We start from the raw sequence: 26,151 nt of genomic DNA, 5'->3' as shown, positions 1-26,151 counted from the left end.
CCCCCGTGGGCATTGAAGAGAAGCTTCCCAGCGGCGTCCTGCTGACGACCGTGGAGGGCGTGGCCGGCTACTTCCGCAAGGCGTCGTTCTGGCCGGCCACCTTCGGCCTGGCCTGCTGCGCCATCGAGATGATGACGACCGGTGGCCCCAAGTACGACCTGGCCCGCTTCGGCATGGAGGTCTTCCGCGCCTCCCCGCGCCAGGCGGACCTGATGATCGTCGCCGGCCGGGTCAGCCAGAAGATGGCCCCGGTCCTGCGCCAGATCTACGACCAGATGGCCGACCCCAAGTGGGTGCTCGCCATGGGCGTGTGCGCCAGCTCCGGCGGCATGTTCAACAACTACGCCATCGTCCAGGGCGTCGACCACGTCGTGCCCGTGGACATGTACCTCCCCGGCTGCCCGCCGCGCCCGGAGATGCTCATCGACGCGATCCTCAAGCTCCACGACCAGGTCCAGACGACCAAGCTCGGTGCCAACCGTGCCGCCCAGATCGAGGAGCTGGAGAACGCGGCCCTCAAGGCGCTGCCGACCTCGGAGATGAAGGGCCTGCTGCGATGAGCGACCAGACCCCCGACAAGCCCGGCAGCCCCGGCAGCCCCGACAGCACCGACAAGATGCCGGAGAACGTCCCGGCACCCACCGGCGAGGTCGGCCAGGTCGGCGTCCGCCAGGGCATGTTCGGCGTCAGCGGCACCGGCGACACCTCCGGCTACGGCGGCCTGGTCAGCGCCGTCACCTTCCCGGCGCCCGCCCAGCGGCCCTTCGGCGGCTGGTTCGACGAGGTCGCCGACGCCCTGGAGACCGCGACCCGCGCGGCCGGCCTCGAGCACGCCCTCGGCGACGTCGTGATCCACCGCGGTGAGATCACCTTCCACGTCCGTCGCGAGGACATCGGCGCCGTCGCGCGGGTGCTGCGCGACGACCCGGCCCTGCGCTTCGAGTTCTGCTCCTCGGTCAGCGGTGTGCACTACCCCGACGACACCGGGCGCGAGCTGCACGTCGTCTACCACCTCGGCTCGATGACCTGGAACCGACGCATCCGCGTGGAGGTCACCGCCCCTGACAGCGACCCGCACGTGCCGACGGTCAGCGACACCTACCCCGCAGCGGACTGGCACGAGCGCGAGACCTGGGACATGTTCGGGATCGTCTTCGACGGCCACCCGGCGCTGACCCGCATCCTGATGCCCGACGACTGGCCGGGTCACCCGCAGCGCAAGGACTACCCCCTCGGAGGAATCCCCGTGGAGTACAAGGGCGGGACCGTGCCGCCGCCGGACCAGCGCAGGAGCTACCACTGATGTCGACCGATCAGGACATGTACGCCGGCGCCAGCGAGACCACCGAGGGCCGGGTCTTCACCGTCACCGGCCAGGACTGGGACGCGATCAGCGAGGGCCTCGCCGAGGAGGCCGAGGAGCGGGTCGTCGTCAACATGGGCCCCCAGCACCCCTCCACGCACGGGGTGCTGCGCCTGATCCTCGAGCTGGAGGGTGAGACGGTCACCGACGCCCGCTGCGGCATCGGCTACCTCCACACCGGCATCGAGAAGAACATGGAGTTCCGCACCTGGACGCAGGGCGTCACGTTCTGCACCCGGATGGACTACCTCTCCCCGTTCTACAACGAGGCGACCTACGTGCTCGGCGTCGAGCGGCTGCTCGACATCGAGGACGACGTGCCCGAGAAGGCCCAGGTCATGCGGGTCCTGCTCATGGAGCTCAACCGCCTCTCCTCCCACCTGGTCGCCATCGCGACCGGTGGCATGGAGATCGGCGCGCTGACGGTCATGACCGTGGGCTTCCGCGAGCGCGAGCTGGTCCTCGACCTCTTCGAGCTGATCACCGGCCTGCGGATGAACCACGCCTTCATCCGTCCCGGCGGCGTGGCCCAGGACCTCCCCGTCGGCGCGCTGGAGGAGATCCGCTCGTTCATCGCGCTGATGAAGAAGCGCCTGCCCGAGTACGCCTCGCTCTGCAACGCCAACCCGATCTTCAAGGCGCGGCTGGAGGGCGTGGGCCACCTCGACCTCGAGGGCTGCACCGCCCTGGGCATCACCGGTCCGGTGCTGCGCTCGACCGGCTACCCGTGGGACCTGCGCAAGACCCAGCCCTACTGCGGCTACGAGGACTATGAGTTCGACGTCCAGACCTGGGACACCGCCGACGCCTACGGCCGCTTCCGCGTCCGCCTGGCCGAGATGTGGGAGTCGCTGCGCATCGTCGAGCAGGCCGCGGACCGGCTGGCCGGCCTCGAGGGCGCACCGGTCATGGTCGCGGACAAGAAGATCGGCTGGCCCAGCCAGCTCTCGATCGGCTCCGACGGCATGGGCAACAGCCTCGACCACATCAAGCACATCATGGGCGAGTCCATGGAGGCGCTGATCCACCACTTCAAGCTGGTGACCGAGGGCTTCCGCGTGCCGGCCGGCCAGGCGTACGTGCCGGTCGAGTCCCCGCGCGGGGAGCTGGGGGCCCACGTGGTCTCCGACGGCGGCACCCGCCCGTTCCGGGCGCACTTCCGCGACCCGTCCTTCCACAACCTGCAGGCGACCAGCGTCATGAGCGAGGGCGGCCAGGTCGCCGACGTCATCGTGGCCATCGCCTCGATCGACCCCGTGATGGGAGGCGTCGACCGGTGAGCGGCATCGACGAGAAGACCTACGCAGAGCTGCAGGAGATCGCGGCGCGCTACCCCGAGAAGCGCTCCGGCCTGCTGCCGATGCTGCACCTCGTGCAGTCGGTCGAGGGCCGGGTCACCCCGGCCGGCATCGAGGCGTGCGCGGAGATCCTGGAGATCACCCCGGCCGAGGTCAGCGGTGTCGCGACCTTCTACACGATGTACAAGCGTCGCCCGGTCGGCGACTACCACGTCGGTGTCTGCACCAACACGCTGTGCGCGGTGATGGGCGGCGACGAGATCTTCACCCGCCTCAAGGACCACCTCGACGTCGGCAACGACGAGACGACCGAGGACGAGCCCGGCAAGAGGTCGATCACGCTCGAGCACGTCGAGTGCAACGCGGCCTGCGACTACGCGCCGGTGATGATGGTCAACTGGGAGTTCATGGACAACATGACCCCCGAGTCGGCGGTCACGCTGGTCGACGACCTGCGCGCCGGCAAGGAGGTCAGCTCCACCCGCGGGCCGCGCCTGTGCAGCTGGCGCGAGGCGGAGCGGGTGCTCGCCGGGTTCCCCGACGGTCGGGTCGACGAGGGTCCGGGCGCCGGGCCGGCGTCGCTGCGCGGCCTGGAGATCGCCCGGGAGAAGGGGTGGTCGGCCCCTGCCGGTGCCGACGGCTCCCCGGCGGCCGTGCCTGCCTCCCCGCAGGCCGCAGCCGCCGCGACCGACGCCTCGCAGGAGGCCGAGTCCGCCGCGGTGGAGGCCGACGCCCCCACCGACACGGAGGCAGCCGAGAAGAAGGACGCCCAGTGAGCGACAACACGATCGACACGCTGACCCCGGTCCTGACCGCCAACTGGGGCGCCGAGCGCTCGTGGACCCTGGAGTCCTACGAGCAGCACGGCGGATACGCCGCGCTGAGGAAGGCGCTGGGCATGGCGCCCGACGACATCATCTCCGCGGTCAAGGACTCCGGTCTCCGCGGCCGTGGTGGCGCCGGCTTCCCCACGGGCATGAAGTGGTCCTTCATCCCGCAGGACCCTGAAACCGAAGCGGGGCGGAAGCCGAAGTACCTCGTCGTCAACGCCGACGAGTCCGAGCCGGGCACCTGCAAGGACATCCCGCTGATGATGGCCAGCCCGCACACGCTGGTCGAGGGCGTCATCATCAGCAGCTTCGCCATCCGTGCCAACAAGGCCTTCATCTACATCCGCGGCGAGGTCCTCCACGTGATCCGGCGGGTGCAGGCCGCGGTCGCCGAGGCGTACGCCGCCGGCCACCTCGGCACCGACATCCACGGCTCCGGCTACGACCTCGACATCGTGGTGCACGCCGGTGCGGGTGCCTACATCTGCGGCGAGGAGACGGCCCTGCTCGAGGGTCTCGAGGGTCGTCGTGGCCAGCCGCGGCTCCGCCCGCCCTTCCCGGCCGTGGCCGGTCTCTACGCCAGCCCGACGGTGATCAACAACGTCGAGTCGATCGCCTCGGTGCCGAGCATCATCGCCAACGGCGCGGAGTGGTTCTCCTCGATGGGCACCGAGAAGTCCAAGGGCTACGGCATCTTCTCCCTCTCCGGCCACGTCAACCGGCCGGGCCAGTACGAAGCGCCGCTCGGCATCACGCTGCGCCAGCTCGTCGAGCTCGCCGGGGGCATGCGTCCGGGCCCCGACGGCCAGCCCAGCCGGCTGAAGTTCTGGACCCCCGGCGGGTCCTCGACGCCGCTGCTGACCGAGGAGCACCTCGACCTGCCGCTGGACTTCGAGTCGATGGGCGAGGCCGGCACCATGCTCGGCACCCGCGCCCTGCAGCTCTTCGACGAGACCACCTGCGTGGTCCGCGCGGTGCTGCGCTGGACGGAGTTCTACAAGCACGAGTCCTGCGGCAAGTGCACCCCGTGCCGTGAGGGCACCTGGTGGCTGGTCCAGACCCTGGCGGCGCTGGAGCGCGGCGAGGGCAGCGAGTCCGACCTCGACCTGCTGCTGGACCAGTGCGACAACATCCTGGGCCGCTCCTTCTGCGCGCTCGGTGACGGTGCGACGAGCCCGATCTCGAGCTCCATCACGTTCTTCCGCGACGAGTACCTCGCCCACCTCACCCACGGCGGCTGCCCGTTCGACCCGGCCGCCTCCACCGCCTGGGCCGCCACGACCGCCGGAGCGAAGGCATGACCGCCACCAACGACAAGGCCCCCGAGAAGGCCTCCCAGAAGGCTGTGACCGAGCAGGACCTCGTCACCCTCACGATCGACGGCATCGAGGTCAGCGTCCCGAAAGACACCCTGGTCATCAGGGCCGCCGAGCAGATCGGCGTGCAGGTGCCGCGCTTCTGCGACCACCCGCTCCTCGAGCCGGTCGGCGCGTGCCGGCAGTGCCTGGTCGACGTCCCGGACGCCGGCAACGGCCGTGGCTTCCCCAAGCCGCAGGCCTCCTGCACCCTGCCGGTCGCGCCCGGCATGGTCGTCAACACCCAGGCCACCTCCGAGGTCGCGGACAAGGCGCAGCAGGGCGTCATGGAGTTCCTGCTGATCAACCACCCGCTCGACTGCCCTGTCTGCGACAAGGGCGGCGAGTGCCCTTTGCAGAACCAGGCGATGTCCAACGGCCAGGGCGAGTCCCGCTTCGCCGGGTCCGGCAGCGGAGGGGTCAAGCGGACCTTCCCCAAGCCGATCAACCTTAGCCCGCAGGTGCTGCTGGACCGCGAGCGCTGCATCGTGTGCCAGCGCTGCACCCGCTTCGCCGACGAGATCGCCGGTGACCCGTTCATCGCCCTGGTCGAGCGCGGTGCCCAGCAGCAGATCGGCATCGCCGAGGACGCGCCGTTCCTGTCCTACTTCTCCGGCAACACCATCCAGATCTGCCCCGTCGGCGCGCTGACCTCGGAGTCCTACCGCTTCCGGTCGCGCCCCTTCGACCTCGTCTCCACCCCCTCGGTCGCCGAGCACGACGCGTGCGGCTCCGCGATCCGCGTCGACCACCGTCGCGGCAAGGTCATGCGCCGCCTCGCCGGTGACGACCCGGAGGTCAACGAGGAGTGGATCACCGACAAGGACCGCTTCGCCTTCGCCTACGTCTCCCTGGAGGACCGCCTCGGCTACCCGATGGTCCGTGACCGCGTCGAGGACGGCGCCGACGGCCAGCTGCGCCCGGCCTCCTGGCCCGAGGCCTTCGCCGTCGCGGCCCGCGGGCTCCGTGCTGCAGGCGCCGCCGGCGGCGTGGGCGTGCTCACCGGCGGTCGCCTGACCGCCGAGGACGCCTACGCCTACGCCAAGTTCGCGCGCGCCAGCCTCGGCACCAACGACATCGACTTCCGTGCCCGGCCGCACTCGGCCGAGGAGGCCGAGTTCCTCGCCGCCCACGTCGCGCTCACCGGCCCTTGGGCCGGCGGCGTCTCGTACGCCGACCTCGAGACCGCCTCCACGGTGGTGCTCGCCGGCCTCGAGCCCGAGGACGAGGCGGGCGCGATCTTCCTGCGGCTGCGCAAGGCGTCGCGCCACGGCGGCGGCCGCGTGGTGGCCCTCGCCCCGTACACCACCCGCGGCCTGCGCAAGATGGGCGGCACCCTGGTCCCGACCGTCCCCGGCGAGGAGCCCGTGGCCCTGGCGGCGCTGGCCTCCGAGGGGCTCGACGCCACCTCGGTGGTCCTGGTCGGCGAGCGGCTCGCCTCGGTGCCCGGCGCGCTGAGCGCCGCGGCCGACCTGGCGGCCAAGACCGGTGCCCGCCTCGCGTGGGTGCCACGCAGGGCCGGTGACCGCGGTGCGGTCGAGGCCGGCTGCCTGCCGACCCTGCTGCCCGGGGGCCGTCCGGTCGCCGACGCCGCCGCCCGCGTCGACGCCGCCACCTCGTGGGGCGTCGGCTCGCTGCCCGAGACCCCCGGCCGTGACGCCGACGCGATCGTCGCCGCGCTGGTCGCCGGTGAGCTCGGCGGCCTCGTCGTCGCTGGCGTGGAGCCCGACGACACCACCGACCCCGCCGCCACCCGGGCCGCGATCGAGGCCGCCGGCTTCGTGGTTGCCCTCGGGCTGCGCGACACCGAGGTCACCCGAGCCGCCGACGTGGTCTTCCCGGTCGCCGCCGCGGTCGAGAAGGCCGGCACCTACCTCACCTGGGAGGGCCGCCCGCGGCCCTTCGAGGCGGTCCTGCCCTCCCCGACCTCGCTGCCCGACCTCCGGGTCCTGGCCGGCGTCTCCGAGGAGCTCGCGGCCCTGGGCCAGGGCGCCCCGCTGGGCTTCCGCACCGTCGCCGACGTGCGCGCGGAGATGGAGCAGCTCGGCCCCTGGGACGGTGAGCGCCCCGCGATGACCGCGGTCCCGCCCACCGCGGCGCAGGGCGAGGGCCTGGCGCTGTCGACCTGGAAGCTGATGATCGACGGTGGCTCGATGCAGGACGGCGACAAGCACCTCGCGGCGACCGCCCGACCGGCCGTGGCGCGGGTCAGCCCCGCGACGTACGCCGAGCTCGGTGAGCCCGACGCCGTCGTCCTCACCGGCGACCGCGGGTCGGTCACGATGCCGGCCGAGGTCGTCGCCGACATGACCGACGGCACCGTCTGGGTGCCGGCGGCCTCCACCGGGACCGGCGTGCTCGCTGGTCTCGCCTCGCCCGGTTCCCGGGTGACCGTGAAGGGAGCAGGAGCGTGAGCCCGCTGTTCGTGCCCATGGCCGAGGACCTCTCGGCCTTCGGCCAGGACCCCTGGTGGCTGGTCCTGGTGAAGGCCGGGCTGATCTTCGTCGTCCTGGTGCTGCTGACGCTGTTCAACATCTGGTGGGAGCGGCGCGTCGTGGCGCGCATGCAGCACCGCATCGGCCCCAACGTGCACGGCCCCTTCGGCCTGCTGCAGTCGCTGGCCGACGGCGTGAAGCTGGCCCTCAAGGAGGACCTCATCCCCAAGGCGGCCGACAAGGTCGTCTTCGTCCTGGCCCCGGTGATCGCGGTGATCCCCGCGTTCGTGACCTTCTCGGTGGTGCCCTTCGGCCCCGAGGTCACGATGTTCGGTGAGCGCACCCCGCTGCAGCTGACCGACATGCCCGTCGCGGTGCTCTTCGTGATGGCGATCGCCTCGATCGGCATCTACGGCATCGTGCTCGGCGGCTGGTCCTCCGGCTCGACCTACTCCCTGCTCGGCGGACTGCGCTCCAGCGCCCAGATGATCTCCTACGAGGTCTCCATGGGCCTGGCGCTCATCGCGGTCTTCATCTACGCCGGCTCCCTGTCGACCAGCGAGATCGTCGCCGCCCAGGACGACCTGTGGTTCGGCCTGATCCTGCTGCCGTCCTTCGTGATCTACGTGATCTCGATGGTCGGCGAGGTCAACCGTGCCCCCTTCGACCTCCCCGAGGCCGAGGGCGAGCTGGTGGGCGGCTTCCACACCGAGTACTCCTCGCTGAAGTTCGCCCTGTTCTTCCTCGCCGAGTACATCAACATGGCGACGGTCTCGGCCCTGGCCACGACGCTGTTCCTCGGCGGCTGGCACGCGCCGTTCTGGATCGACCGGGTCTGGGAGGGCGCCAACGAGGGCTACGTCCCGGTGATCTGGTTCTTCGGCAAGGTCCTGTTCTTCATCTTCATGTTCATCTGGCTGCGCGGCTCGCTGCCGCGTCTGCGCTACGACCAGTTCATGGCCTTCGGCTGGAAGGTCCTGATCCCGGTCGCGCTGGCCTGGACCGTGCTCGTCGCGATCATGCGCTACGTCTCCAACACCTACGACATCGGTGTGCAGCAGGTGCTGCTCTTCGGCGGCGCGGCGATCGTGGTGGTCCTCGCGCTCGGCTTCTTCGGCTCCGAGGAGGACGAGGAGGAGGACGAGACGCCGCCGGCCCCCGAGGGCGGCTACCCCGTCCCGCCGATGCCCGCCGGTGGTGCCGTGCGCGGCGCCGCGGCGCCGCTGGAGTTCCCCCGATCCACCACCGTCCCGGCCGGTGCCGGGGAGGAGGCCTGACCCGTGGCTGAGAAGAAGGACAAGACGCTGAAGGAGCAGTTCATCGACCCGGTCGCCGGGTTCGGTGTGACGTTCCGGACGATGTTCAAGAAGGTCGTCACCGAGCAGTACCCCTTCGAGAAGCTTCCCACCGCGCCGCGCTTCCACGGCCGTCACCAGCTCAACCGCTGGCCCGACGGCCTGGAGAAGTGCGTCGGGTGCGAGCTGTGCGCCTGGGCCTGCCCGGCCGACGCGATCTACGTCGAGGGTGCGGGCAACACCGACGAGGAGCGCTTCAGCCCCGGCGAGCGCTACGGCCGCGTCTACCAGATCAACTACCTGCGCTGCATCCTGTGCGGCCTGTGCATCGAGGCCTGCCCCACCCGCGCGCTGACGATGACCAACGAGTACGAGCTGGCCGACGACAACCGCGCCGACCTGATCTACGAGAAGTCCGACCTGCTCGCGCCGCTGCTGCCGGGCATGGAGCAGCCGCCGCACCCGATGCGGCTCGGCGACGACGAGGGCGACTACTACCGCGGCCAGTACGCCGCACCCGCGCCCGGCGAGAAGCTCACGACGGGGGAGCAGGCATGACCGTGACCTTCTGGCTGCTCTCAGCCATCATCGTGCCGGCGGCGCTGGGCGTGCTGTTCGTGCGCAAGGCCGTGCACGGCGCGCTGCTGCTCGCCGTGGTGATGATCAGCCTCGCGGTGCTCTACCTGACCCTCGAGGCGCCGTTCCTCTTCGCGGTGCAGATCATCGTCTACACCGGCGCGATCCTCATGCTGTTCCTCTTCGTCGTGATGCTCGTGGGCGTCGACGCCTCGGACTCGGTGGTCGAGACGATCCGTGGGCAGCGCTGGCTGGCCTGGGGGGCGGGCGTGGTGATGGGCGCGCTGCTCCTCGTCGCGGTCGCCCAGATCTCCCTCGGCACCGTCCGCGGCCTGGAGGAGGCCAACGCCGGCGGCAACATCGAGGGCCTGGCCGACCTGCTCTTCTCCCGCTACGTCCTGGCCTTCGAGGTCACCGCGGCGCTGCTGATCACCGCGGCCATGGGGGCGATGGTGCTGGCCCACCGCGAGCGGCTCACGCCCAAGCCGACCCAGGCCTCGACGGCCGCGCGCCGGGTCCGGGACTACGCCGAGTCCGGCAAGCCGCTGGGTCCGCTGCCCTCCCCGGGCGTCTACGCCCGCCACAACGCGGTCGACACCCCGGCCCTGCTGCCGGACGGCACGCCCGCCGAGGAGTCGGTGGCCCGGGTGCTCGCGGCCCGCGGCACCGTCCGCTCCGCGCCCGCGCTGGCCGACGACATCGAGGAGCTGCGACGCACCCTCGGCGACGTGGGCAGCCGCACCGATTCCGACGCTCGTGGCGGCGGGGTCGCGGGCGGGTCCGGCGGCGCCGGCGACACCAGTGCCGGCAGCGGCCACAACACCGAGAACCCGGAGGAGGACGCGTGAGTGACGTCAACGCCTACATCGGCCTCTCGGCCGTGCTGTTCACGATCGGCACGATCGGTGTCCTGACCCGGCGCAACGCCATCGTGGTCTTCATGTGCGTCGAGCTGATGCTCAACGCCTGCAACCTCGCCCTGGTGGCCTTCGCCCGCCAGCACGGCACCCTCGACGGCCAGGTGGCGGCGTTCTTCGTCATGGTCGTCGCGGCCGCCGAGGTCGTCGTCGGCCTGGCGATCATCATGACCATCTTCCGGACCCGTCGCTCGGCCTCGGTCGACGACGCGAGCCTCCTCAAGTACTAAGGCGGATGATGTTCCTCTTCACAGAAGGCGGCCACAGCATCCCTGTGGTCGACCCCGTGAGCGCGGCCGACGCGGGTGGTGTCTTCGGCCTGCTGTGGCTGGTCATCGGCCTGCCGCTGCTCGGTGCCACCGTGCTGCTGCTCGGCGGTCGTCGTACCGACCCGTGGGGCCACCTGCTCGGCACCGCCATGGCCGTGGGCTCGTTCGTCCTCAGCACGCTGATGCTCATCGGCCTGATGGGCCGCGAGGAGGGTGACCGCTCGGTCACCCAGCACCTGTGGGACTGGGTGAGCGTCGGTGACTTCGAGGTCGGGATGGACCTGCTGGTCGACCCGCTCTCGATCCTGTTCCTCATGCTCATCACCGGTGTGGGCTCGCTGATCCACGTCTACTCCATCGGCTACATGGAGCACGACCCGCGCCGCCGCCGGTTCTTCGCCTACCTCAACCTGTTCGTCGCCGCGATGCTGATGCTGGTGCTGGCGGAGAACTACCTCGGGGTGTTCCTGGGCTGGGAGGGCGTCGGCCTGGCGTCGTACCTCCTCATCGGCTTCTGGCAGCACAAGCCCTCGGCGGCCGCGGCCGCCAAGAAGGCCTTCGTCATCAACCGCGTCGGTGACATCGGCATGAGCCTGGCGCTGGCGATGTTCTTCGTGACTTTCGGCTCGACCAGCTTCACCGTCATCTCCGCCAACGCCTCCGGCGCCAGCGAGGGTGCACTCACCGCCATCGGCCTGCTGCTCCTGCTCGGTGCCTGCGGCAAGTCCGCCCAGGTCCCGCTGCAGGCCTGGCTGCTCGACGCGATGGAGGGCCCGACCCCGGTCTCGGCCCTGATCCACGCTGCTACCATGGTGACCGCGGGCGTCTACCTCGTGACCCGCTCCAACTTCGTCTTCGAGCTCGCCCCGACCGCGCAGACCGCGGTCATCGTGGTGGCGACCGTGACCCTGCTGTGGGGTGCGGTGATCGGCTGTGCAAAGGACGACATCAAGAAGGCGCTCGCCGGCTCGACGATGTCGCAGATCGGCTACATGATGCTGGCCGCCGGCCTGGGCGTGTACGGCTACGCCTTCGCGATCTTCCACCTGATCACCCACGGCTTCTTCAAGGCCAACATGTTCCTCGGCGCCGGCTCGGTCATGCACGGCATGAACGACGACGTCGACATGCGGGCCTACGGGGCGCTGCGCAAGGTCATGCCGGTCACCTTCCTGACCTTCGCGATGGGCTACCTCGCGATCATCGGCTTCCCGCTCTTCTCCGGCTTCTGGTCCAAGGACAAGATCATCGAGACCGCGCTGGTCGAGAGCCCGGTCGCCGGAGCGGCCGCGCTCATCGGCGCCGGGGTCACGGGCTTCTACATGACCCGCCTGATGCTGATGACCTTCTTCGGCGAGAAGCGCTGGAAGGACGGCGTCCACCCGCACGAGTCGCCGTCGGTGATGACGGTCCCGCTGATGGTCCTGGCTGCCCTGTCGGTCCTTGGCGGCGTGCTCTACCTCGGGCACTGGATCGTCGACTGGCTGGCGCCGGTCGTCGGCGAGATCCCCGAGCACGAGCTCCCGATGCCGGCGATCGTCTACTCGATCATCACCGTCGCCGTCGTGGCGGTCGGTGTCGGCGTGGCCTGGATGACCGTGGGCAAGCGGCCGATCCCGACCACACCGCCGACCGACGTCTCCTTCGTCACCCGCGCGGCCCGCGCTGACATCTACGGCGACACGATCAACGACACCCTGGTCGTCAGGCCCGGTGCCGCGCTGACCCGCGGCCTGGTCTCGACCGACCGCTCGGTGGTCGACGGTCTGTTCACCGGCACCGCCACGGTGCTGGCCGGGATCGGGCAGGGCCTGCGCCGGGCCCAGAACGGCTTCGTGCGCTCCTACGCCCTGTCGATCCTCGGCGGCGTCATCCTCGTCCTCGCGGCCCTCACGGTGGTGAACCTCTGATGTCCGACTTCCCCTGGCTCAGCGTCCTCGTGGCGCTGCCGCTCGTGGGCGCCTTCGTGGTCCCGAGCCTGCGCGGCACCACCGCCAAGCAGGTCGGCCTCGGCTTCTCGCTGGCCACGCTGGTCCTCTCGGTGCTCGTGGCCGCGCAGTACGAGCTCGACGGCGGCATGCAGCTGACCGAGACCTACGAGTGGATCCCCGCCTTCGGCGTCCACTTCGCCCTCGGTGTCGACGGCCTCGGCCTGCTGATGGTGCTGCTCACGACGCTGCTCGTGCCGATCGTGCTGCTCGCGGCCTGGCGTGAGGACGAGACCGACAACCCCGCCCACGTCGACGGCAACACCCAGGGCAAGGCCCACGTCTTCGTCGCCTGGGCGCTGGCCCTCGAGGCGCTCTCGCTGGCGGTCTTCCTGGCCACCGACGTGTTCCTCTTCTACATCGTCTTCGAGGCCACGCTGATCCCCGCGTACTTCCTCATCGGCGGCTTCGGTCGCGTCGGTCGCTCGGCCGCCGCGGTGAAGTTCCTGATGTTCCAGCTGGCCGGCGGTCTGGTGCTGCTCATCGGCGTCATCGGGCTCTACGTCGTCTCCGCGCAGGCCGGCTCCCCGTCGTACCTCCTGAGCGACCTGATGGCGCTCGACATCGACACCACCGCCGGGCGCTGGCTCTTCGCCACGTTCTTCATCGCCTTCGCGGTCAAGGCCCCGCTGTTCCCGGTCCACACCTGGCTGGCCGACACCACCGGCAGGGCGACGCCCGGCACCTCGGTGCTGCTGGTCTGCGTGCTCGACAAGATCGGCACCTTCGGCATGCTGCGCTTCTGCCTGGGGATCTTCCCCGAGGCCTCGCAGTGGGCCACGCCGCTGGTCGTCACGCTGGCGCTGATCTCGATCGTCTACGGCGCCTTCGTCGCGATCGGCCAGGACGACGTGCTGCGCCTGATCGGCCTGACCTCGCTGAGCCACTTCGGGTTCATCGTCCTGGGCATCTTCGTCTTCAGCTCCCAGGGCGGCACCGGCTCGATCCTCTACATGGTCAACCACGGCCTCGGCACCGCCGCGCTGTTCCTGGTCGCGGGCTACGTCATCGCGCGTCGGGGCACCGCCTCGATCCGCGAGCTCGGCGGCCAGGAGAAGGTCACCCCGGTCATCGCCGGCCTGCTGCTCATCGGCGGCCTCGCGACCCTCGGCCTGCCCGGCCTGTCGCCCTTCATCAGCGAGTTCCTGGTGATCATCGCGGCCTTCGACTACGCCTGGTACGTCGGCGCCGTGGCCGTCACCGGCATCGTGTTGGCCGCGATCTACGTGCTGTGGATGTACCAGCGCACCATGACCGGCCCGACACCCGAGCGGGCCACCGCCGACGAGGACCTCAGCCTGCGCGAGGGCATCGCCGTCGCCCCGCTGGTCGTCGCCCTGGTGTTCCTGGGCTTCTACCCCGCGCCGCTCCTGGACGCCGCCGACCCCTACGTCGGTGACCTGATGAGCCACGTCGGCGTGACCGACGACCCGCCGGAGGTCACCGCGCCTGCGGCCGACCACGCCGGTGACGAGCACGCCGAGGAGGGCGAGCACTGATGGAGTTCACCAAGCCTGTCCTCGCCTACGCCGAGATCTGGCCGCTCATCGCGGTGCTCGGTGTCGCCTGCCTCGGCGTGCTGGCCGAGGCGCTGCTCGCCCGCCCCCACCGCCACCGTGCGCAGGTGCTGCTCGCCGGCACCGGCCTGGTCGCCGCGCTCGTCGGCACCGTCGTCGTCGGCACCCGCCTCGACGAGGTCGCCGACGGCGCCGCCCGCGGCGTCATCGGTGGCGCCGGCTCGGTCGTCGTCGACGGCCCCACGGTCTTCCTGTGGGCCCTGGTGCTGGTCTTCTCGCTCATGGGTCTCGCGCTCTTCGCCGAGCGCAAGGTCGAGGCCGGGGTGTCGGTCTTCGCCGGCCAGGCCGCCGCGCTGCCCGGCAGCGACGCCGAGCGCCAGGCGCAGGGGCTGGATCACACCGAGGTCTACCCGCTGATGATGTTCGCCATCGGCGGCATGATGCTCTTCCCCGCCTCCGGGGACCTGCTGACGATGTTCGTGGCCCTCGAGGTGCTCTCGCTACCGCTCTACCTCCTCTCCGGGCTGGCGCGCCGCCGCCGCCTGCTGAGCCAGGAGGCCGCGCTGAAGTACTTCCTGCTCGGGGCGTTCTCCTCCGGCTTCTTCCTCTACGGCATGGCGCTGGTCTACGGGTACGCCGGCACGCTGGACCTCGGCGGCATCGACCTGGCCATCCGCAACGGCTCCGGCAACACCGGGATGCTCACCGTCGGGCTCGGCCTGCTGCTGGTCGGCCTGCTCTTCAAGGTCGGCGCCGTCCCGTTCCACTCCTGGACCCCCGACGTCTACCAGGGCGCCCCGACCGCGGTGACCGGCTTCATGGCCGCGTGCACCAAGATCGCCGCCTTCGGCGCGCTGCTGCGCCTGCTCTACGTCGGCTTCGGTGCCGACCGCTGGACCTGGCAGCCGGTGCTGGGCGTCATCGCGGTCCTCACCATGCTGGTCGGTGCGCTGCTCGCGGTCGTGCAGACCGACGTCAAGCGCATGCTCGGCTACTCCGCGGTGGCCCACACCGGGTTCCTGCTCACCGGCGTGCTCGGCGCGCAGGCGGCCGGCGACCTCGCGGTCGGCCAGGTCACCTCGCTCCAGGCCGTGCTGTTCTACCTGGCGACGTACTCCTTCGCGACGCTCGGCGCCTTCGCGGTCGTCACCCTGGTGCGCGACGCCTCCGGTGAGGCGACCGGGCTGGACCGCTGGGCCGGCCTGGGCAAGCGCTCGCCGCTGGTGGCCGGTGCCTTCGCGTTCTTCCTGCTGTCGATGGCCGGCATCCCGCTGACCGCCGGCTTCGCGGGGAAGTGGGCGGTGTTCACGGTGGCGATGTCGGCGGGAGCGTGGCCGGTGGTCCTGGTGGCCATCACCTCCTCGGTGATCGCGATCTTCTTCTACGTGCGGACCATCCAGGTGATGTTCTTCTCCGACGTCGCCGAGGGCACCGAGCCCGCGGCGGTCTCGGTGCCGTCGATGTTGACCAGCGGCACCATCGCCGTGGCCGTGCTCGGCACGCTCGTCCTCGGCGTGGTGCCGGGGCCGCTGCTCGAGCTGGCGGCCGATGCCGGACAATTCATCAGGTGAGCTCCACCCCGCCCCCCGCCACGCTGGCCCTGCCGGTCACCGACGACGCGCTCGCGGCCCGGCTGCGCACGCGCATGGAGACCGTCGAGAAGCTCCTCGACGGTCACGTCGAGGGCCGCACCGCCTACGTCACCGAGGCGGCACGGCACCTGCTGGCCGCCGGGGGGAAGCGGTTCCGGCCGCTGCTGGTGCTGCTGGCCTCGGAGACCGGTGAGCACCCCGACAGCGACGACGTCCTGACGGCGGCCTGCGTCGTGGAGATCACCCACCTGGGTTCGCTCTACCACGACGACGTGATGGACGAGGCCGACTTGCGCCGCGGCGCCGACTCGGCCAACGCGCGCTGGGACAACCTCGTCGCGATCCTCACCGGTGACTTCCTCTTCGCGCGCTCCTCCGAGCTCACCTCGCGGCTCGGGGCCGACGCGGTGCGCATCCAGGCCGAGACGTTCACCCGACTGGTCGAGGGCCAGATCATGGAGACCGTCCCACCTGGTGAGGGGGAGGACCCGCTGGAGCACTACCTCGAGGTCGTGGCCGGCAAGACCGGCTCCCTCATCGCCACCTCGGCGCGCTACGGAGCCCGCTTCGGGGGCGCCAGCCGCGAGGTGGAGGAGGCGCTGGCGGCGTACGGCGAGATCGTCGGCTCGGCCTTCCAGCTCTCCGACGACATCCTCGACATCGCCTCGGAGACCGACGAGTCCGGCAAGACCCCGGGCACCGACCTGCGCGAGGGCGTGCCGACGCTGCCCACCCTGATGGCCCAGGCCGCCTGCCGCGGTTCCTCCGACCCGGCCGACGCGCGGCTGCTGGAGCTGCTGTCCGGCCCCATCACCGAGGACGCCGACGTCGAGGAGGCCCTGGGCCTGCTCCGCGCGCACCCCGCGATGGAGCAGGCACGCGCCTACGTCGTCGCCCGTGCCACCGAGGCCAAGGCACTGCTGGAGGTCCTGCCCGAGACGCCGGTGCGCACGGCCCTGGAGTCGTTCGCCGACCTGGTCGCCACCCGGACCGGCTGACGCGTGGTCGCCAGCAGGTCCGCCCGGGCGCGGAAGGCCGGTGTCGAGGCCGGACCGCTCGCCCGGGTCCGCATCGAGGTGGGGGCCGACGACTCGTTCGTCTACCGGATCGCCTGCACCGACTGCACGACCGGGTCCGGCAGCCCCTGGTCCACCCACCGACGCGGCGAGGACAACGGCTACCTCGCGGCGATGGACCGCTGGTCCTTCCACCTGGTCGAGAAGCACCCCGGCCAGGAGGCACCATGCCTGGTGCACCTGCCCGCGGCCCAGCAGCGCCTGCACGAACGCCGCGAGCAGCGCGACGGGACCCCGGGAGCCTGACGCCCGCTCAGACCGCCGACGCCTCCGCGGCCAGCGCCAGCTGGCGGCGCCGGTGCGTGAGCGCCTCGACGGTGAAGACCACCAGCGCCACCCAGACCAGCACGAAGCCGGCCCATCGCGCCGCGGGCATCTCCTCGCGGAACCACAGCACGCCGAGCAGGAACTGCAGGATCGGCGCGAGGTACTGCAGCAGCCCGAGCGTGGTCATCGAGACCCGCGTGGCAGCCGCCCCGAAGCAGATGAGCGGGACCGCGGTGATGATGCCGGCCGTCGTGAACAGCAGCGCGTGGCCGACGCCGTGCTGCCCGACCTCGGCGCTGCCCGCGAGCCCGATGAGCAGCAGGTAGCCCAGCGCCACCGGCGCGAGCACCGCGGTCTCGACCGAGAGCGACTCCACGGCGCCGACCGAGGCCTTCTTCTTGGCCAGGCCGTAGCAGGCGAACGACAGCGCCAGCGTGATCGCGATCCACGGGGGGCGTCCGTACGCCGCGGTCAGCACCACCACGGCCACGCCGGCCACGCCGAGGGCGGCCCACTGCAGCGGCCTCAGCCGCTCACCGAGCACGAAGACGCCCATCAGCACGATGACCAGCGGGTTGATGAAGTACCCCAACGCCGTCTCCACGACCCGGTCGTGGGTCACGCCGTAGATGTAGCCGCCCCAGTTCACGCTGATCGCCACCGCGGCGAAGGCCAGCAGGCGCAGCGCCCGACGGTTCCTCACGACCGCCATCAGGCTCTCGCGCCGGCGCAGGAGGAGGATCAGCAGCCCGACGGTCAGCGTCGACCACACGATCCGGTGGGCCAGCATCTCCAGTGCGCCCGCCGGCTCCAGCAGGGGGAAGTAGAGCGGGAAGAGCCCCCACATGAGGTACGCCGCCGCCCCCAGCGCCACGCCGCGTCCCGAGTCGTTCACGTCCGGAGCATAGGAGCGCTGCTTGACTCAGGCAGCATCGGGGCACGAAGCCAGCACCGCCCCACCACACCGCTACCCCAGCCCTCGGGAGTCCCCATGCCGCACGTGCTGCGCCGCCTCCTCCGCGCCCCCCACACCCTTCTCGCCGTGGTGCTGGCCCTCGGCCTGCTGACCGCGACCGTGCCGGCCGCCAGCGCCGAGCAGGTGGAGCGGGAGATCTCGATCAACGGCAAGGAGCCGCAGGAGAACAAGTTCATCATCAAGGGGAAGATCGCCCCGAGCACCGGCAAGCCGGTCAACGCGATCATCGAGGTCAAGCACTGCAGGAAGGACACCGACTGCGGTGCGGACTGGAAGCGGTTCGCCAAGATCAAGACCAACAAGAAGGGCCGCTACAGCGAGCGGGTCAAGGGCCCGAAGAAGGGCCACGAGCGGGTCTACTACCGGGTCGCCACCAAGGAGAACAAGAAGTTCCTCGCCGCGGTCTCGGAGTCGATCTACGTCGAACGGCTGTCCTGACCCGGTCCGCCGGCCGACCTGACCAGACGCGACGAGGGGCCCCACCGAGACGGTGGGGCCCCTCGTGCGTGGAGCAGGACGTGGCTCCTGCGTTCAGGAGTTGGTCAGACGACGGTCCAGGTGTCGCCGCCGCCGATGAGGGCGGCGAGCCGCTCGGCCGGGGGAGCGGCGTCGGCGGACTCGAGGTCGCCGCGGGCGGTCGCGAGCTGGGCACGGGCCTGGTCGTCGTACGTCGAGCGCTCGACCTGGCGGAAGATCCCGATCGGGGACTGGTTGAGGTAGCCGGAGTCGGTCAGGCGGCTGATCGCGAAGGCCGTGCTCGGGTCGGGGTTGTGAGCGTCGTGGACCAGGATCGCCTCGGCACCGACCGACGCGACCTCGACGACCTCGACGCCGCCGCCGGCGGAGCGGACCAGGCCCTTGGAGCCCAGGCCGTCCTCGGCGGGGGCGCCGAAGCGGATCGGCTCGCCGTGGACCAGCGGGATGATCGCGTCGGCCTTGGTGTCGGGGCTCTTGATCGCGTCGAAGGCGCCGTCGTTGAAGATCGGGCAGTTCTGGTAGATCTCGACCAGTGAGGTGCCGCGGTGGGCGGCGGCCGCGGCGAGCACCGAGGTGAGGTGCTTGCGGTCGGAGTCGATGGTGCGGGCCACGAAGGTGCCCTCCGCGCCCAGGGCAAGCGACACCGGGTTGAACGGATGGTCCACCGAGCCCATCGGGGTCGACTTGGTGATCTTGCCGGCCTCGGAGGTGGGGGAGTACTGACCCTTGGTCAGGCCGTAGATCCGGTTGTTGAACAGCAGGATCGTCATGTTCACGTTGCGTCGCAGCGCGTGGATCAGGTGGTTGCCACCGATCGAGAGCGCGTCGCCGTCACCGGTGACGACCCACACCGAGAGGTCCTCGCGCGCGGTGGCCAGGCCGGTCGCGATCGAGGGGGCACGCCCGTGGATGGAGTGCATGCCGTAGGTGTCGAGGTAGTAGGGGAAGCGGCTGGAGCAGCCGATGCCGGAGATGAACACGATGTTCTCGCGGCGCAGACCCAGGTCGGGCAGGAAGGACTGCACGGCCTTGAGCACGGCGTAGTCGCCGCAGCCGGGGCACCAGCGGACCTCCTGGTCGGAGGAGAAGTCCTTGCCGGTCTGGGTCTCGCCCTCGGCGAGCGTGGGGACGCCCTCGGTGCCGGAGCGGAAGGTCGGGATGTTCAGGTCCGTGATGGACGACGTGGTCACTGGTGGACCTCCTGGCTGGTCGCGACGGACAGGTCGAGCTCCTCGAGCGGGATGCCCTCGGCCTCGGCCACGAGGTGGCCCACGGCCTCGGCGAGCTCGGCGGCCTTGATCGGCATGCCGTTGACCTGGTTGTAGCCGATGGCGTCGACGAGGTACTTCGCGCGCAGCAGCAGGGAGAGCTGGCCGAGGTTCATCTCGGGGACCAGCACCTTGTCGTAGCGCTTGAGGACCTCGCCGAGGTCGTTCGGGAAGGGGTTGAGGTGGCGCAGGTGGGCCTGGGCCACGTGGTAGCCGGCGCGGCGGACGCGACGGCAGGCGGCACCGATCGGGCCGTACGTCGAGCCCCAGCCCAGCACCAGCACCTTGGCCTCGCCACTGGGATCGTCGACCTCCAGCGGCGGCAGCGAGTCGGCGATCCGGTCGATCTTGGCCTGGCGGGTGCGGACCATGAAGTCGTGGTTGGCCGGGTCGTAGGAGATGTTGCCGGTGATGTCGGCCTTCTCCAGACCACCGATGCGGTGCTCGAGACCGGCCACGCCCGGCGGCGCCCATGGACGCGCGAGCGTCTCGGGGTCACGGGCGTAGGGCTGGAACTCGCCCTCGTCGGTCAGGTCGTCGGCCGTGGCGAACGCGGGGTCGATGGTCGGGAGGTCGGCGACCTCGGGGATGCGCCAGGGCTCGGAGCCGTTGGCGAGGTAGCCGTCGGAGAGCAGCATCACCGGGGTGCGGTAGGTGACCGCGATCCGGGTGGCCTCGACCGCGGCCTCGAAGCAGTCACCGGGCGACTGGGGGGCCACGACGGGCACGGGGGCCTCGCCGTTGCGGCCGAACATCGCCTGCAGCAGGTCGGCCTGCTCGGTCTTGGTGGGCAGGCCGGTCGAGGGGCCGCCGCGCTGGACGTCGACGACGATCAGCGGCAGCTCGGTCATCACCGCCAGGCCGATGGCCTCGGACTTCAGCGCGACACCGGGACCGGAGGTCGAGGTGACGCCCAGGGCACCGCCGAACGAGGCGCCGATCGCGGCACCGATGCCGGCGATCTCGTCCTCGGCCTGGAAGGTCGTGACACCGAAGCCCTTGTGCTTGCTCAGCTCGTGGAGGATGTCGGAGGCCGGGGTGATCGGGTAGGTGCCCAGGAAGACCGGCAGCCCGGACTGCACGCCACCGGCGACCAGGCCCCACGCGAGCGCGAGGTTGCCGGTGATGTTGCGGTAGGTGCCCGGCGACATCGTGGCCGGCTTCACCTCGTAGCGCACCACGAAGGTCTCGGTGGTCTCACCGAAGTTCCAGCCCGCCTTGAAGGCGGTGATGTTGGCGTCGCGGATGTCGGGGACCTTCGCGAACCGCTTGGACAGGAAGCTCTCGGTGGTGTCGGTGGGACGGCCGTACATCCACGACAGCAGGCCGAGGGCGAACATGTTCTTCGCGCGGGCGGCGTCCTTGCGGGAGAGCCCGAACTCCTTGACCGCCTCGACCGTCATGCCGGTCAGGTCGACCGGGTGGACCCCGAAGTCGGCCAGCGGGCCGGCGGTGTCGTCGATGGAGTCGAGCGGGTTCTCGGAGTAGCCGGCCTTCTCCAGGTTGCGCTTGGTGAAGTCGTGGGTGTCCACGATGATCGTCGCGCCCTTGGGCAGGTCGGCCAGGTTGGCCTTCAGTGCCGCCGGGTTCATCGCCACCAGCACGTCCGGCGCGTCGCCGGGGGTGAGGATGTCGTGGTCGGCGAAGTGCACCTGGAACGACGAGACACCCGGGATCGTGCCCTGGGGGGCGCGGATCTCGGCGGGGAAGTTGGGCAGCGTCACCAGGTCGTTGCCGAACGCCGCCGACTCCTGGGTGAACCGGTCACCGGTGAGCTGCATGCCGTCACCGGAGTCGCCCGCGAACCGGATGATGACCCGGTCGAGCTGCTTGACCTGCTTGGACACGGTGCGTCCACTCCTTCGTGCTGCGCGTGGGTCGCGCACTGCCGTACGTCGTACGAGAACGTGTTCTAGTTTCGCACGATTTCCGTGACTTGGACAGGTGTCCAGAAATACCTGGACACCCGGCCCACTGTAGTCCGGCGCTGGTGAGGGGCCCGCCGCGTATCGCGCCTCGGCGGTCCCGGGTCGACGCCCCGCCGGGCGAGGTGATCTGCGACACGCGGGGCCGACGTGGCTTGACGCCTTCTCAAGTAAATGGACTAATTCACTCGACATTGACCTGTTTGAGGTCGCGACCACCACCGGAGCCCGCCCCCGCGGGCTGGAAGCGAGTCACCATGACCACCACGAAGGCCCGGCTGCGCGCCGCCGCCCTGTTGCTCCCCCTCCCGCTCGCCCTGGGCGCGTGCTCGGCCAGCGGCGTGGCCGGCACCGAGGGTGTCGACCCGGTCGCCGTGAACGCGTTCTCGGTCATGGAGGCGGCCAACGAGCCCGTCTTCGAGGACTTCGCGGACACCGACGCGGCCGGCGCGCTCACCGCGGCCGACTTCGTCACCTCCTACGGCGCCTCCGGCGACCAGAGTCGTGCCGTCGTGGCCGGCGCCGAGGCTGACGTCGTGCACTACTCGCTCGAGACCGACATCACCCGGCTCGTCGACGAGGGACTGGTCGCCGAGGACTGGAAGAACACGCCGACCCGCGGCATCGCCACCTCCTCGGTCGTCGTCCTCGTGGTCCGCGAGGGCAACCCGCTCGGCATCGAGACCTGGGACGACCTGGTGGAGGGCGACGTCGAGGTCATCACACCGAACCCGGGCTCCTCAGGCTCGGCGCGCTGGAACATCCTGGCAGCCTGGGCCCACGTCGTGGGCAACGGTGGGAGCGAGGAGGAGGCCGGCCGGTTCCTGGCCGAGCTGCTCGACCACACCATCGCTCTGCCGGCGTCGGGCCGCGAGGCGACCACCGCGTTCACAGACGGCAGCGGTGACGTCCTGCTCTCCTACGAGAACGAGGCGATCCTGGCGCGGCAGAACGGAGCCGCCGTCGACTACGTCGTCCCGCCGGACACCCTGCTCATCGAGAACCCCGCGGCCGTCACGACCTCGGCCGACGACACCGCCCGGGCGTTCCTCGACTTCATGACCTCCCCCCAGGCCCAGGCCGACTACGCCGCCTCCGGCTTCCGACCCGTGGTCGATGGCGTCGACGTGCCCGACGTCGAGGGCGCCAACGACCCCACCGACCCGTTCCCGGCGCCGGAGTCGTTGTTCACCATCGACGACCTGTTCGGTGGCTGGGCCACGGCGGCCGGGGAGTTCTTCGGTGACGGCGAGGACGGCAACCCCCTGGGGATCGTCACGAGGATCCAGCAGCGCACCGGCAAGGTCGGCGAGCAGTGACCGACCTCCTCGCGCCGCCCACGGCCGGCGGGCCCGGCGACCCGCCCGCCGTGGACCCGGCGAGCCCGGCGCCGCGCCGCCGCGTCCGCCGGTCCGGACCGCGCAGCACCCTGACCCCCGGCGCCGGTCTCGGGCTCGGCATCGCGGTTGCCTGGTTCTCCGTGCTGGTGATGCTGCCCCTCGCCGTGGTGGTCGCCACCGCCGGCGAGGGGGGCTGGCAGCGCTACTGGTCGGTGGTCAGCAACGAGCAGACCTGGGCTGCCATCACCTTGACCGTGGGGCAGGCCGCCCTGGTGACGGCGGTCAACGTCGTGGTCGGGACGGTGATCGCGTGGGTCCTGGTGCGTGACTCCTTCTGGGGCAAGCGGGTCCTCGACGTCATCATCGACGTCCCGTTCGCGCTGCCCACGATCGTGGCCGGGCTCGTCCTGCTCTCGCTCTACGGCCCCAGCAGCCCGATCGGCGTGCACTGGGCCTTCACCCGCTACGCCGTCTTCCTCGCCCTGGCCTTCGTCACCCTTCCCTTCGTGGTGCGCACGGTCCAGCCGGTGCTCGAGGAGCTGGACCCCGATGCTGAGGAGGCGGCCGCGTCCCTCGGGGCCGGCCGGCTCACCACCCTGCGCCGGGTGCTGCTGCCGGCCCTGGTCCCCGCCATCACCGCGGGCGCCGCGCTGTCCTTCGCCCGGGCGATCAGCGAGTACGGCTCCCTGGTGCTGCTCAGCGGCAACCGTCCCTACCAGACCGAGGTGGTCTCCGTGCGGGTCCTCAGCTTCATCGAGAACGGCAACACCGCCTCGGCGGCCGCCCTCGCCTCCATCATGCTGGTCATCGCCCTGGTGGTGATCGTCCTGCTCGACGTGGTGCAGCGGCGGGTGAGCCGCCGTGGTTGAGACCTCCACCCCCGTCCGCTGGTTGCTGCGCGTCGTCGCGGTCGGCTGGGTCGGCCTGCTGGTCGCCTGGCCGGTCGGGATGCTCGTGCAGCGGACCTTCGCCGGCGGGCCCGGCACGCTGCTGGACGCGCTCGGCGACGAGCGGATCCAGTACGCCCTGCGACTGACCGCGATGGTCGCCGGCTGGGCCGTGGTCATCAACCTGGTCTTCGGGGTCACCATCGCGCTGCTGCTGGTGCGCTACGAGTTCCCGGGCAAGCGGGTGCTCTCGGCGCTCATCGACGTACCCCTGTCGGTCTCGCCGGTGGTCGTCGGGCTGGCGCTGCTGCTCACCTACAACGGCCGCGACGGCCTGGTGGGACCGACGCTGGAGGCCGCCGGTCTCCGCCTGGTCTTCGACCTGCCCGCGATGGTGATGGCCACCTGCTTCGTGGCCCTGCCGCTGGTGATCCGTGAGGTCGTGCCGGTGCTCCACGAGATCGGCGACGACCAGGAGCAGGCGGCCCGCAGCCTCGGCGCCAACGCCCGTCAGACGTTCTGGCGCATCACCCTGCCCAGCATCCGCTGGGCGCTGGTGTACGGCGTCGTGCTGAGTCTGGCCCGCTCGGTCGGTGAGTTCGGTGCGGTGAAGATCGTGTCCGGCAACATCACCGGCCGCACCCAGACCGCCACGTTGGTGGTCGAGCAGCAGTACAACAACTTCGCCCAGGACACCGCCTACGCGGTCTCGTTCCTGCTGATCCTCGTCTCCGTGGCCTGCCTGGTCGCTGTCGCCCTGCTGCGCCCCGCGCGCGCCCACTGATCCCCCATCGCAGAGAGGTACTCCCATGAGCATCGACGTCCGTGGCGTCACCAAGCGGTTCGGCGACTTCGTCGCCCTCGACGACGTCAGCGTCACCATTCCCTCGGGCGGGCTCACCGCCCTGCTGGGACCCTCCGGCGGCGGCAAGTCGACCCTGCTGCGCGTGATCGCCGGGCTGGAGAGCGCCGACAGCGGTTCGGTCCACATCGAAGGGGTCGAGGCCACCCGGCTGCCGCCGCAGAAGCGCAACGTCGGGTTCGTCTTCCAGCACTACGCGGTCTTCAAGCACATGAGCGTGGCCAAGAACGTCGCCTTCGGTCTGGAGATCCGCAAGCGTCCCAAGGCCGAGGTGGAGGCGCGGGTGGCCGAGCTGCTCGAACTCGTGCACCTCTCGCAGTTCGGGCACCGGCTGCCAGCCCAGCTCTCCGGCGGCCAGCGCCAGCGGATGGCGCTGGCGCGCGCGCTGGCCGTCGAGCCGACGGTGCTCCTGCTCGACGAGCCCTTCGGCGCACTGGACGCCAAGGTCCGCAAAGAGCTGCGGGACTGGCTGCGACGGCTCCACGACGAGGTGCACGTGACGACCGTCTTCGTGACCCACGACCAGGAGGAGGCCCTCGAGGTGGCCGACGAGATCGTCGTGGTCAACCAGGGCCGCGTCGAGCAGGTCGGCACCCCTGACGAGCTCTACGACGCCCCCGCCAACGACTTCGTGATGGGATTCCTCGGCGAGATCACCATGCTCGGCGGGGTCGTCCTGCGGCCCCATGACATCGAGGTCGACCGGGGGCCCGGACGATCCGGCGCCCAGGAAGCGGTGGTGACCCGGGTGCTGCGGGTGGGCTTCGAGGTGCGCGTGAGCGCCGAGACCACCACCGGGGAGCAGGTGACGGTCCTGATGACCCGCACCCACGCCCGCGCGCTGGAGGTGGCGGAGGGCGCGACGCTGTGGCTCACTGCGGCCGTCGGGGCCGCCACCGTCCCCTCGATGCCGCCGAGGCTCAGCGTGGGGGCGCCCGCCTGACCCGGCTCAGCGGTAGTTGGTGAACTGCACCGCGAAGTCGTAGTCCTGCTCCTTGACCAGGCGCTGAACGGCCTGCAGGTCGTCGCGCTTCTTGGAGGAGACCCGCAGCTCGTCGCCCTGGACCTGCGCCTTGACGCCCTTGGGGCCCTCGTCGCGGATCAGCTTGCCGATCTTCTTCGCGTCCTCGGTGGTGATGCCCTCCTTGAGCGCGATGTCGATCTTCGACTGCTGGCCGGACTGGCGGACCTCGGAGGCGTCGAGCACCTTCAGCGAGACGCCGCGCTTGACCAGCTTGTCCTTGAACACGTCGAGCACCGCGGTGGCGCGGTCGTCGGCGGAGGCGGTGATCTCGATCGCCTTCTCGCCCTTCCACTCGATGGTGGCGCCGGTGCCCTTGAAGTCGAAGCGGGTCGCCACCTCGCGGGCCGCCTGGCCCAGCGCGTTGTCGACCTCCTGGCGGTCGAGCTTGCTGACGATGTCGAAGGACGAGTCGGCCACGGTGTCTCCTGGTCTCGGTGTGCGCTGCTGGTCTGCTGGGGGTCCGCGGCCGGTCGGGCGCGCGGAATTGAGGTCGCCCCGGGGGGCTGCGCTATTGTTTCCTCCCGTTGCCGCGGGACCAAACGGCCCCCGCGCGTGACACCCGGCAGGTTGCCCGAGCGGCCAATGGGAGCGGACTGTAAATCCGTCGGCTTTGC

24 protein-coding genes are annotated in these 26,151 nt (G+C 70.8%); 20 read left to right on the top strand and 4 right to left on the bottom strand.

The genetic code is table 11. From position 1 onward, the window contains the following. Positions 1-5: 5 nt before the first annotated feature. From A6R01_RS06610 to A6R01_RS06540, 15 genes are read left to right on the top strand one after another with little or no spacing between them, the layout of a single operon-like run. Entirely contained in the window at positions 6-560 is a 555-nt protein-coding gene (locus tag A6R01_RS06610; protein WP_292604677.1) for an NADH-quinone oxidoreductase subunit B family protein, read from the top strand. Further along, positions 557-1,303, top strand: coding sequence for an NADH-quinone oxidoreductase subunit C (locus tag A6R01_RS06605; protein ID WP_292604676.1), 747 nt, complete (start codon positions 557-559; stop codon positions 1,301-1,303). Before A6R01_RS06610 ends, A6R01_RS06605 begins: the two co-directional genes overlap by 4 nt. Further along, the gene (locus A6R01_RS06600; RefSeq protein ID WP_292604675.1) at positions 1,303-2,643 is read left to right on the top strand and encodes an NADH-quinone oxidoreductase subunit D; all 1,341 of its coding nucleotides are present in this window, start codon (positions 1,303-1,305) and stop codon (positions 2,641-2,643) included. Before A6R01_RS06605 ends, A6R01_RS06600 begins: the two co-directional genes overlap by 1 nt. Beyond that, a complete protein-coding gene (nuoE, locus tag A6R01_RS06595) occupies positions 2,640-3,437 on the top strand; it encodes an NADH-quinone oxidoreductase subunit NuoE (protein ID WP_292604674.1) in 798 nt (265 codons plus the stop codon). The genes A6R01_RS06600 and nuoE overlap by 4 nt, the downstream gene beginning before the upstream one ends. Next, a complete protein-coding gene (gene nuoF / locus A6R01_RS06590; protein WP_292604673.1) occupies positions 3,434-4,792 on the top strand; it encodes an NADH-quinone oxidoreductase subunit NuoF in 1,359 nt (452 codons plus the stop codon). Before nuoE ends, nuoF begins: the two co-directional genes overlap by 4 nt. Then, positions 4,789-7,260, top strand: a complete 2,472-nt coding sequence (locus tag A6R01_RS06585; protein ID WP_292604672.1) for an NADH-quinone oxidoreductase subunit G — start codon at positions 4,789-4,791, stop codon at positions 7,258-7,260. Before nuoF ends, A6R01_RS06585 begins: the two co-directional genes overlap by 4 nt. A gap of 17 nt (positions 7,261-7,277) precedes the next feature. Continuing rightward, positions 7,278-8,558, top strand: coding sequence for an NADH-quinone oxidoreductase subunit NuoH (nuoH, locus tag A6R01_RS06580; protein ID WP_292604724.1), 1,281 nt, complete (start codon positions 7,278-7,280; stop codon positions 8,556-8,558). A gap of 3 nt (positions 8,559-8,561) precedes the next feature. Then, complete coding sequence (gene nuoI / locus A6R01_RS06575) at positions 8,562-9,134, top strand: NADH-quinone oxidoreductase subunit NuoI (protein WP_292604671.1); 573 nt, start codon at positions 8,562-8,564, stop codon at positions 9,132-9,134. After that, positions 9,131-10,000 carry an NADH-quinone oxidoreductase subunit J gene (locus tag A6R01_RS06570; protein ID WP_292604670.1) on the top strand — a complete coding sequence of 290 codons (870 nt, stop codon included), beginning with the start codon at positions 9,131-9,133 and terminating at the stop codon, positions 9,998-10,000. The genes nuoI and A6R01_RS06570 overlap by 4 nt, the downstream gene beginning before the upstream one ends. Continuing rightward, positions 9,997-10,299, top strand: coding sequence for an NADH-quinone oxidoreductase subunit NuoK (nuoK, locus tag A6R01_RS06565; protein WP_292604669.1), 303 nt, complete (start codon positions 9,997-9,999; stop codon positions 10,297-10,299). Before A6R01_RS06570 ends, nuoK begins: the two co-directional genes overlap by 4 nt. A gap of 8 nt (positions 10,300-10,307) precedes the next feature. Next, complete coding sequence (nuoL, locus tag A6R01_RS06560) at positions 10,308-12,248, top strand: NADH-quinone oxidoreductase subunit L (RefSeq protein WP_292604668.1); 1,941 nt, start codon at positions 10,308-10,310, stop codon at positions 12,246-12,248. Continuing rightward, on the top strand, positions 12,248-13,825 hold the full coding sequence (locus A6R01_RS06555) for an NADH-quinone oxidoreductase subunit M (protein WP_292604667.1): 1,578 nt from the start codon (positions 12,248-12,250) through the stop codon (positions 13,823-13,825). Before nuoL ends, A6R01_RS06555 begins: the two co-directional genes overlap by 1 nt. Beyond that, positions 13,825-15,414: an NADH-quinone oxidoreductase subunit NuoN gene (gene nuoN, locus A6R01_RS06550; protein WP_292604666.1), complete on the top strand. Its 1,590-nt coding sequence runs from the start codon at positions 13,825-13,827 to the stop codon at positions 15,412-15,414. Before A6R01_RS06555 ends, nuoN begins: the two co-directional genes overlap by 1 nt. Continuing rightward, positions 15,411-16,433 carry a polyprenyl synthetase family protein gene (locus A6R01_RS06545; RefSeq protein WP_292604665.1) on the top strand — a complete coding sequence of 341 codons (1,023 nt, stop codon included), beginning with the start codon at positions 15,411-15,413 and terminating at the stop codon, positions 16,431-16,433. Before nuoN ends, A6R01_RS06545 begins: the two co-directional genes overlap by 4 nt. A gap of 3 nt (positions 16,434-16,436) precedes the next feature. Continuing rightward, a complete protein-coding gene (locus A6R01_RS06540; protein WP_292604664.1) occupies positions 16,437-16,757 on the top strand; it encodes a hypothetical protein in 321 nt (106 codons plus the stop codon). Positions 16,758-16,764: 7 nt separating this feature from the next. On the opposite strand, the gene rarD is transcribed toward A6R01_RS06540, so the two are convergent. Continuing rightward, complete coding sequence (gene rarD, locus A6R01_RS06535; protein WP_292604663.1) at positions 16,765-17,673, bottom strand: EamA family transporter RarD; 909 nt, start codon at positions 17,671-17,673, stop codon at positions 16,765-16,767. A 96-nt stretch (positions 17,674-17,769) separates the two neighbouring features. On the opposite strand from rarD, the gene A6R01_RS06530 reads away from it, so the two are divergent. After that, complete coding sequence (locus A6R01_RS06530; RefSeq protein ID WP_292604662.1) at positions 17,770-18,192, top strand: hypothetical protein; 423 nt, start codon at positions 17,770-17,772, stop codon at positions 18,190-18,192. 104 nt (positions 18,193-18,296) lie between these two features. Here the strand turns inward: A6R01_RS06530 and A6R01_RS06525 are convergent, their stop codons facing one another. Beyond that, the gene (locus tag A6R01_RS06525; RefSeq protein ID WP_292604661.1) at positions 18,297-19,421 is read right to left on the bottom strand and encodes a 2-oxoacid:ferredoxin oxidoreductase subunit beta; all 1,125 of its coding nucleotides are present in this window, start codon (positions 19,419-19,421) and stop codon (positions 18,297-18,299) included. Beyond that, on the bottom strand, positions 19,418-21,346 hold the full coding sequence (locus A6R01_RS06520; RefSeq protein WP_292604660.1) for a 2-oxoacid:acceptor oxidoreductase subunit alpha: 1,929 nt from the start codon (positions 21,344-21,346) through the stop codon (positions 19,418-19,420). The genes A6R01_RS06525 and A6R01_RS06520 overlap by 4 nt, the downstream gene beginning before the upstream one ends. Before the next feature lie 335 nt (positions 21,347-21,681). On the opposite strand from A6R01_RS06520, the gene A6R01_RS06515 reads away from it, so the two are divergent. The 4 genes from A6R01_RS06515 to cysA are packed head-to-tail and all read left to right on the top strand — an operon-like array spanning position 21,682 to position 25,456. Further along, positions 21,682-22,743, top strand: a complete 1,062-nt coding sequence (locus A6R01_RS06515) for a sulfate ABC transporter substrate-binding protein (RefSeq protein WP_292604659.1) — start codon at positions 21,682-21,684, stop codon at positions 22,741-22,743. Beyond that, complete coding sequence (gene cysT / locus A6R01_RS06510; RefSeq protein WP_292604658.1) at positions 22,740-23,633, top strand: sulfate ABC transporter permease subunit CysT; 894 nt, start codon at positions 22,740-22,742, stop codon at positions 23,631-23,633. The genes A6R01_RS06515 and cysT overlap by 4 nt, the downstream gene beginning before the upstream one ends. After that, positions 23,626-24,435, top strand: a complete 810-nt coding sequence (locus tag A6R01_RS06505) for a sulfate ABC transporter permease subunit (RefSeq protein ID WP_292604657.1) — start codon at positions 23,626-23,628, stop codon at positions 24,433-24,435. Before cysT ends, A6R01_RS06505 begins: the two co-directional genes overlap by 8 nt. Before the next feature lie 25 nt (positions 24,436-24,460). Beyond that, positions 24,461-25,456, top strand: a complete 996-nt coding sequence (gene cysA, locus A6R01_RS06500; protein ID WP_292604656.1) for a sulfate ABC transporter ATP-binding protein — start codon at positions 24,461-24,463, stop codon at positions 25,454-25,456. 6 nt (positions 25,457-25,462) lie between these two features. Here cysA and A6R01_RS06495 read toward each other — a convergent pair whose 3' ends face one another. Continuing rightward, a complete protein-coding gene (locus A6R01_RS06495) occupies positions 25,463-25,954 on the bottom strand; it encodes a YajQ family cyclic di-GMP-binding protein (RefSeq protein WP_292604655.1) in 492 nt (163 codons plus the stop codon). Between the last annotated feature and the right edge of the window lie 197 nt (positions 25,955-26,151).

This window comes from Nocardioides sp. REDSEA-S30_B4, from assembly GCF_001627265.1.
Classification (GTDB): domain Bacteria; phylum Actinomycetota; class Actinomycetes; order Propionibacteriales; family Nocardioidaceae; genus Nocardioides.
This window is presented reverse-complemented; position numbering and strand designations above follow the sequence as displayed.